This window comes from Pseudomonas sp. CC11G, from assembly GCF_056174845.1.
The window spans coordinates 75,426-83,003 of record NZ_JBWBZC010000025.1; the positions used below are offsets into that span (position 1 = coordinate 75,426).

Consider the following 7,578-nt stretch of genomic DNA (forward strand, 5'->3'; position numbering starts at 1 on the left):
AGCAACCCATCAACGAGGCGGCGGCGCGGGACCGAACACCGCGGCGAGGGCTTCTTTGCTTTGCTGCAGGCTTTCATTGTCGTTGAGCCCCTGGCGCAGGTAATTGACCATCGCCGCATGGCGAGAAATGGCCAGGTCGGTTTCCGGGTCGCCGCCGGGCACATAGGCGCCGACGCTGATGAGGTCGCGGCTTTGTTGGTAGCGCGACCACAGTTGTTTGAAGCGTTGGGCATTGCGCATATGTTCAGCGTCGACCACCGCCGGCATGACCCGGCTGATGGAGGCTTCGATATCGATGGCCGGGTAGTGCCCTTCTTCGGCCAAACGGCGGGACAGCACGAAGTGACCATCGAGCACGCCACGCGCCGAGTCGGCGATGGGGTCCTGTTGGTCATCGCCTTCTGACAACACAGTGTAGAAGGCGGTGATGGAGCCACCACCGGCTTCGGCATTCCCGGCGCGTTCCACCAGCTTGGGCAGCTTGGCGAATACCGACGGCGGATAACCTTTGGTGGCCGGCGGTTCGCCGATGGCCAGGGCGATTTCCCGCTGTGCCTGGGCGAACCGGGTGAGCGAGTCCATCAGCAGCAAGACGTTCTTGCCCTTGTCGCGAAAGTATTCGGCGATTCGGGTGCAGTACATGGCGGCGCGCAGGCGCATCAGTGGCGCGTCGTCGGCAGGCGAAGCCACCACCACCGAACGCTTGATGCCCTCCTCGCCGAGGATGTGCTCGATAAATTCTTTTACTTCACGGCCCCGTTCACCGATCAGCCCCACCACGATGATGTCGGCGTTGGTGAAGCGGGTCATCATGCCCAGCAGCACGCTTTTACCGACGCCGGTACCGGCGAACAAACCCAGGCGTTGGCCACGGCCGACGGTGAGCAGGCCGTTGATGCTGCGGATGCCAACGTCCAGCGGCGTGTCAATTGGGTGGCGGTTCAGCGGGTTGATGGTTGGGCCGTCCAGCGGCACCCAGTCTTCGGCTTTCATGCCGCCTTTGCCGTCGAGGGCGCGGCCGGTGCCGTCCAGTACGCGGCCGAGCATGGTCATGCCCATCGGCAAACGGCCGCTGTCGGGCAGCGGCACCACGCGGGCGCCAGGGGCAATACCGGCCAGGCTGCCGACCGGCATGAGAAAGATTTTGCCGTCGCCAAAGCCCATCACTTCCGCTTCCACCTGCACGGGGTGGTAGCTGCCTTCGTTGATCACCAGGCAGCGGCTGCCCAGGGCGGCGCGCAGGCCTTCGGCTTCCAGGGTGAGACCGACCATGCGCAGCAGGCGGCCTTCAACAATGGGTTGTGCCGGCAACTGGATCGCCTCGTCGTAGCCCGCCATGCGTTTGGCGAAGCTGAGGCGGTCAAGTCGCATGGATAGGCTCGGGGTTGTCCAGATCGATCTGGATATCCGGCTCGGCCGGCGACGTGGCTTGCTCGCGCTGTTGCTCGAAGAGTTGCTTGAGCATCTGCGCCAGGCGCGTTTCGGTGGTGGCGTCGATCTGCGATTGCTCGGATTCCACGCGGCAACCACCGGGCTGCAAGGTTTCGTCTTCGAGGATGCGCCAGGTTTCTTCGTGGCGGTCACGCAGGGCTTTGATCAGTTCGAAGTCTTGCGGGTGAATATGGATACGCACATTGGCGGCGCCCATGGGCAGTAGCTTGAGGGCTTCACGCAGCACCTGACGGATTTGCGTGGAGTCGGTGGTCAACTCGCGCTGCACCACTTGCCGGGTCATGTTGCTGACCAGTTGCACCAGCGCCACTTCGAGCTGCTGGTCCTGTTCGGCGATGGGGTCCATCAATTGGGTCATCAGGCGTTCGAGGCTGGCGAGTTTGCCGGCCAGCGCGGCGTCGGCTTCTTGCTTGGCCTTGACCTGGCCTGAGCGCAAACCATCTTTCTCGCCGGTGGAAAACCCTTCGTTGTAGGCCTCCTGGCGGATGACCTCCAGCTCGTCGAGCGTCAAGGGTTTGACATCTTCGAGCTGCACCTCTTCGCCCTGGGCGTTCACCTCAGGCTCCGGCGCGACCGGCTCGGCGCTGACGGGTGTCAATTCTTCGGCAGGCTGCTCGCCCTCGGGGTCGAAACTGGGCAACGCCCAACGGGCCAGGCCGCTGACATCCTTGGCGCGAATCAGCTCGCTCGGACCTTCCTTGTTGCTCATGTTTTGCCTTAAACCATTTCTTCGCCGCCTTTACCACCGAGGACGATTTCCCCGGCTTCGGCCATGCGGCGGGCGATGGTGAGAATTTCTTTCTGCGCGCCTTCGACGTCGCTGACGCGCACCGGGCCGCGGGCCTCGAGGTCGTCGCGCAGCAGTTCGGCGGCACGTTTGGACATGTTCTTGAAGACCTTTTCCTTGATCGCTTCGTCGGCACCCTTGAGCGCCAGCACCAGCACGTCGGACGATACTTCGCGCAGCAGCGCCTGGATACCGCGGTCGTCGACATCGGCGAGGTTGTCGAACACGAACATGAGGTCTTCGATCTGCGAGGACAGGTCTTCGTCCACTTCGCGGATGGAGTCCATCAACTGGCCTTCAACCGAACTGTCGAGGAAGTTCATGATGTCGGCCGCGCGTTTCACGCCGCCCATGGTGGCGCGCGAAGTGTTGGCGCTGCCGGAGAATTGTTTTTCGAGAATCAGGTTGAGTTCTTTCAACGCCGCCGGCTGCACGGTGTTCAGCGACGACACGCGCAAGACGATATCCAGGCGCACTTTGTGGTCGAAGTGGCCGAGCACTTCACCGGCCTGATCGGGGTCGAGGTAGGCGACCACGATGGCTTGAATTTGCGGGTGTTCGTAGCGAATTACGTCGGCAACGGCGCGCGGTTCCATCCACTTCAGGCTGTCCAGGCCGCTGGTGCTGCCGCCCAGCAGAATGCGGTCGATGAGGCTGCCGGCTTTGTCTTCGCCGAGTGCCTGGGTGAGCATTTTGCGGATATAGCTGTCGGCGCCGACGCCAACGCTGGTCTGGTCGCCAACGGTTTCGACGAACTCGCCCATCACCTGCTCAACCTGCTCTTTCTGCACGTTGCGCATATGCGCCATGGCCACGCCGACCTTCTGGACCTCTTTAGGGCCCAAGTGGCGCAATACCTGCGCAGCGTCGGTCTCGCCCAGGGAGAGCAACAGAATCGCGGCCTTATCGACCTTGCTTAGCTTGCCTGCTGCTGCGCGGTTCTCACTCATCGGCGTTAATCCACTCTTTAACCACTTGTGCTACGCGACCCGGGTCTTCAGCCACCAGACCTTTGATCGCATTAAGTTGCGCATCATACCCCTCGGACGGGCTTGGCAGCATGATGCTGGCAGGCCCACCGAGGCTCACGCGATCAGCGGACAACTCGCCATCCAGACCGCCCATGGCGCCTAAATCCACATCGCCGTCGCGGCCGTCGTGGCCCAGGGCGTTGCCTTTGCCGCCGCCGGTGATGTTGTTCAACACCGGACGCAGCACACCAAAAACCAGTACCAGAATAAACAACACGCCCAGTACCTGCTTCACCACGTCCCAGAACCAAGGCTGGGTGTAGAACGGAATCGACTCGATCTCTTCGCCTTGGGTGGCGGTGAATGCCGAGTTGATCACGCTGACGCTGTCGCCACGCGCTGCATCAAAACCTACCGAGTCCTGCACCAGGCGGGTAAAGCGGGCCAGATCGGCGGCGCTCCACGGCACGTGGGTCACTTCGCCGGTCTGCGCGTTGATCTTGGCCTGGTCATCGACCACCACCGCCACCGACAGACGACGCAGACGGCCCTGTTGCTGTTTGGTGTGGCTGATGGAGCGGTCCAGCTCGTAGTTACGGGTGGCTTGTTCACGTTTGTCGGCCGGGTATGGCGCCAATTTAGGCTGGCCAGTGGCCGGATCGATGATCTGCGTGCCGTTGGCATCCAGCAGCGGCTGCCCGGCGGCAATTGGGCCGGCCGGCGCCGGCGCACCCGCAGCGGCGGTTTGCGGCGTGGTGGTCGGGCCAGGTGGCTGATTGCTCACGGCGCCCGGAATACCTTGCGAACCGGCTGCGCTGGAGCGCTCTTCGTTAACTTTCTGTTCACTGCGCAGGGCCGGCTGGTCGGGGTTGAACATTTCCGAGGTCGACTCGACCGCGCTGAAGTCCACGTCTGCCGACACTTCGGCCTTGTAGCGGCCGGCGCCAAGCACCGGTTGCAGAATGCTGTCCACGCGCTGGCTGAACATGCCTTCCATACGCCGGCTGTAGTCGAACTGCTTGCCGGCCATGGTCAACTCGGAGAGTTCTTGCTGGTCAGAAAGCAGATTGCCTTTCTGATCGACCACAGTAATTTGCGATTTACTCAATTCCGGCACGCTGGTGGCGATCAAATTGACGATCGCCATCACCTGACTTGGCTCCAGCGAGCGGCCCGGATACAGCTCTACCAGCACCGAGGCGCTGGGTTTGCGGTCGTCACGCACGAACACCGAGCTTTTCGGAATCGCCAGGTGTACACGGGCACCCTTGACGTTGTTGAGGCTGGACACGGTGCGCGCCAACTCGCCTTCCAGGCCGCGGCGATAGCGGGTGGCTTCCATGAATTGGCTGGTGCCCAGGCCTTGGTCGCCATCGAGAATTTCGAAACCGACGTTGGCATCACGGGGCGAAACGCCGGCTTGCGCCAGCTGCAGGCGGGCACGGGACACGTCGCTGGCTTTAACCAGCAGCGCGCCAGAATTGGGTTCCATGGTGTACGGAATATTGGCGGCGGTCAGGGTTTCCGTCACTTGTTTGGCGTCCATCCCTTCCAGGCTGCCATAAAGCGGACGGTAATCAGGCTGCTGCGACCACAGCACCACGGCAAAGCCGATGGCCACGCTGGCCGCCAGACCGACCAACAGGCCGATCTGCCGAAGCATGGTCATCTGCGACAGGTTCTCTAGGAACGCCAAGCCAAACAGCGGCTTTTTCGGCTCATCCGAGACTGTCTTTGCGGGTACGTTGCTGATCGCTGCTTCTGCCATTTCTTAACTCACTTTCGTTTTTCTTACACAACCCGAGAAGGAGACGCTGACTTTCTGGATTAGAGCCAGGCAGGAAGTCAGACCGGCATTTGCATGATGTCTTGGTATGCCTGAACCAGCTTGTTGCGTACCTGGGTCACCGCTTGAAACGACACGCTCGCCTTCTGCGAGGCGATCATCACGTCGGTGATGTCGACGCCGCTCTTGCCGATTTCAAAGGCTTCGGCCAGTTGGCTTGAGGCTTGCTGGGTTTCGTTAACCTTGTTGACCGCCTGGCCGAGCATGTCGGAAAAGCTCGGCGCACCGACCTCTGCCGGCGCTGCCGCGACTTTCGGACGGGCCATGGCTTCCATTTGCATGGAGCGCATTTCCAACATTAGGCGATTGAACTCGACACCCTGACTCATGACACTTCTCCGGTGACCGCAATTTTTTTGACGCAATGCGGTAGGTAACCTGGGGATTGCAACAAGGGTGCCAAGAACTGAAACCGGAATTGCAGGCACAAAAAAGGCGACCCGGAGGTCGCCTTCCTAGCCAGACAGACGCCGCTTAGTGCGGGTACTTCTGGTGGAACAGCGCAATTTGCTTCTCTGGTTTTTTCTCTTCTTTCATCAGGCCGTACACCACGCGCTCGCCTTTTGGGCCACCGCCGATTTCGGTGTAGCTGAAGGTCGGCTCGCCGGTGCGGTACATGTCCATCATGTCGCCGTAGCGGGCGAACACATAGATGACGCCGTCTTTGCGGATTTCACCGTAGAACGGGTTGCCGGGCACCAGGCTCACATCCAGGAAACGGGCAGCGGCGATGTCTTTCAGCGGCAGGCTCTGGTCTTCAGCTTTCAGGCCAAGAATGAGGGCGCGACCGAAGTTGTCTTTCTTATCCAGCGGCTTGAGCGCTGGCGCCTTGCCGGTTTGCACGAACTGGGTGAACACCGCGTAGTCGTCGAATACATAGACTTCTCTCTGGGTACGCACCTGATACCAATCGGTGTTGTTCAGCGCTACGTCCGGGGCCTTAGGCTTGGCCGGCGTCTGCGCCGTGCTTGCGCAGGCGCTGACAGCAGCGGCCAGCAAAGCAATGGCAACGGGTTTGATGTAACGCGAGTGGGTAAACAACATGGCAACTCCTCTGAGGTAAACGCAGGCTTGCAAACTGCCCGAGTTCCGTGACGGAGGAATTAATTTTTGATGTACGAATGATGACAGCCACATGTTCACCTACCCCACCGGCACTCCCGCGCTGGAGCAAGAATCCAGAGCAGCGACCGTTCCGAGAGTCTGGGTCCCAGCCTACGCTGGGACGACGGAGATTTTGAATCCCACTCCCGTCATTCCTGCGAAGGCAGGAATCCAGAATCTCGCGTCTTGCACAGCACTCTGCACCGCCTACTATTCTGGGTCCCCGCCTGCGCGGGGACGACGGTAGGTGGCTCACCAGTTAGTGCCCGCCACTCGCCTCTGCCCCACCCTTCGCGGTAAACGGTGGCTTGGCCAGCCAGACGATCAGAATCAGCGACATAAACATCCAGCCCAGCAACGTGAAGTAATCCACCGTCGACAACATATAGGCTTGGCTGGTGACCATCTGATCCAACTGCGTATACGCCTGCGGGGTGGCCCCGCCGAGGTTGTGCAGCGCCTGCTGGGTGGCCGGGTCGTACACGCTGATGCTCTCGGTCATATAGGCGTGGTGCTGGTCGGCGCGGCGAATCCAGATCCAGGTGGTCAACGATGCAGCGAAGCTGCCGCCCAATGTCCGCAAGAACGTGGCCAGGCCCGAGCCCTCGGCAATCTGATCCGGCGGCAAGTCGGACAACAGAATGGTCAGGGTCGGCATAAAGAAGAGCGCCACGCCGATCCCCATAAACAGCTGCACCAGAGCGATGTGCTGGTAGTCCACTTCAGTGGTAAACCCGGCGCGCATAAAGCAGCTCAAACCCATGGCCAGAAACGCCAGGCCCGCCAGCACGCGCAGGTCAAACCGCGGCGCGTACTTGCCAATGAACGGCGACATCAGCACCGGCAATATCCCCAGCGGCGCGGCGGCAAGGCCCGCCCAGGTGGCGGTGTACCCCAGCCGGGTTTGCAGCCACTGCGGCAGAATCAGGTTGATGCCGAAGAAGCCGGCATAGCCCAACACCAGCACCAGGGTGCCGTAGCGGAAGTTGCGGTAGGCAAACAGGCGCAGGTTGACCACCGGGTGCGCGTCGGTCATTTCCCAGATGACAAAGAACGCCAACGCCACCACCGAGATTGCCGTGCCGATGATGATGAAGTTGGACTCAAACCAATCGGCGTCGTTGCCTTTGTCGAGCACGATCTGCAAGGCGCCGACGCCGACGATCAACGCCATCAGCCCCACGTAATCCATGGGCTGGCGACTGGTTTCCACCGGTCGCTCGGCCAACTGTTGGCGCACTACAAACGCGGCGAACAAGCCGATGGGCACGTTGATAAAAAAGATCCACGGCCAGCTGTAGTTGTCGGTAATGGTGCCGCCCAGAATCGGCCCGGCAATCGGCGCCACCACCGTCACCATGGCCAACAACGCAATGGCCATCCCCCGTTTCGCCGGCGGATAGATGGCGATCAGCAGC

At 61.2% G+C, this 7,578-nt stretch carries 7 protein-coding genes; all 7 read right to left on the minus strand.

The features are described 5' to 3' along the window. Positions 1–9: 9 nt before the first annotated feature. Positions 10–1,371 carry a flagellar protein export ATPase FliI gene (fliI, locus tag AC0V2S_RS23265; protein WP_475511775.1) on the minus strand — a complete coding sequence of 454 codons (1,362 nt, stop codon included), beginning with the start codon at positions 1,369–1,371 and terminating at the stop codon, positions 10–12. Further along, positions 1,361–2,161 (minus strand): flagellar assembly protein FliH, encoded by an 801-nt coding sequence (gene fliH / locus AC0V2S_RS23270; RefSeq protein WP_475511776.1) that lies wholly within the window; start codon positions 2,159–2,161, stop codon positions 1,361–1,363. Before fliH ends, fliI begins: the two co-directional genes overlap by 11 nt. An 8-nt stretch (positions 2,162–2,169) precedes the next feature. Continuing rightward, entirely contained in the window at positions 2,170–3,189 is a 1,020-nt protein-coding gene (gene fliG, locus AC0V2S_RS23275; RefSeq protein ID WP_475511777.1) for a flagellar motor switch protein FliG, read from the minus strand. Then, positions 3,182–4,978 (minus strand): flagellar basal-body MS-ring/collar protein FliF, encoded by a 1,797-nt coding sequence (fliF, locus tag AC0V2S_RS23280; protein WP_475511778.1) that lies wholly within the window; start codon positions 4,976–4,978, stop codon positions 3,182–3,184. The genes fliG and fliF overlap by 8 nt, the downstream gene beginning before the upstream one ends. Before the next feature lie 77 nt (positions 4,979–5,055). Beyond that, positions 5,056–5,385: a flagellar hook-basal body complex protein FliE gene (gene fliE, locus AC0V2S_RS23285; protein ID WP_108097048.1), complete on the minus strand. Its 330-nt coding sequence runs from the start codon at positions 5,383–5,385 to the stop codon at positions 5,056–5,058. 145 nt (positions 5,386–5,530) lie between these two features. After that, positions 5,531–6,100 (minus strand): hypothetical protein, encoded by a 570-nt coding sequence (locus AC0V2S_RS23290; RefSeq protein ID WP_475511779.1) that lies wholly within the window; start codon positions 6,098–6,100, stop codon positions 5,531–5,533. Between the two features lie 319 nt (positions 6,101–6,419). Beyond that, a partial coding sequence (locus AC0V2S_RS23295) for a DHA2 family efflux MFS transporter permease subunit (RefSeq protein ID WP_475511780.1) occupies positions 6,420–7,578 on the minus strand: 1,159 nt, incomplete at its 5' end.

Coding starts and splice junctions, on each gene's coding strand:
- fliI (WP_475511775.1), bottom strand. CDS start 1,371: ATGCGACTTGACCGCCTCAGCTTCGCCAAACGCATGGCGGGCTACGAC.
- fliH (WP_475511776.1), bottom strand. CDS start 2,161: ATGAGCAACAAGGAAGGTCCGAGCGAGCTGATTCGCGCCAAGGATGTC.
- fliG (WP_475511777.1), bottom strand. CDS start 3,189: ATGAGTGAGAACCGCGCAGCAGCAGGCAAGCTAAGCAAGGTCGATAAG.
- fliF (WP_475511778.1), bottom strand. CDS start 4,978: ATGGCAGAAGCAGCGATCAGCAACGTACCCGCAAAGACAGTCTCGGAT.
- fliE (WP_108097048.1), bottom strand. CDS start 5,385: ATGAGTCAGGGTGTCGAGTTCAATCGCCTAATGTTGGAAATGCGCTCC.
- AC0V2S_RS23290 (WP_475511779.1), bottom strand. CDS start 6,100: ATGTTGTTTACCCACTCGCGTTACATCAAACCCGTTGCCATTGCTTTG.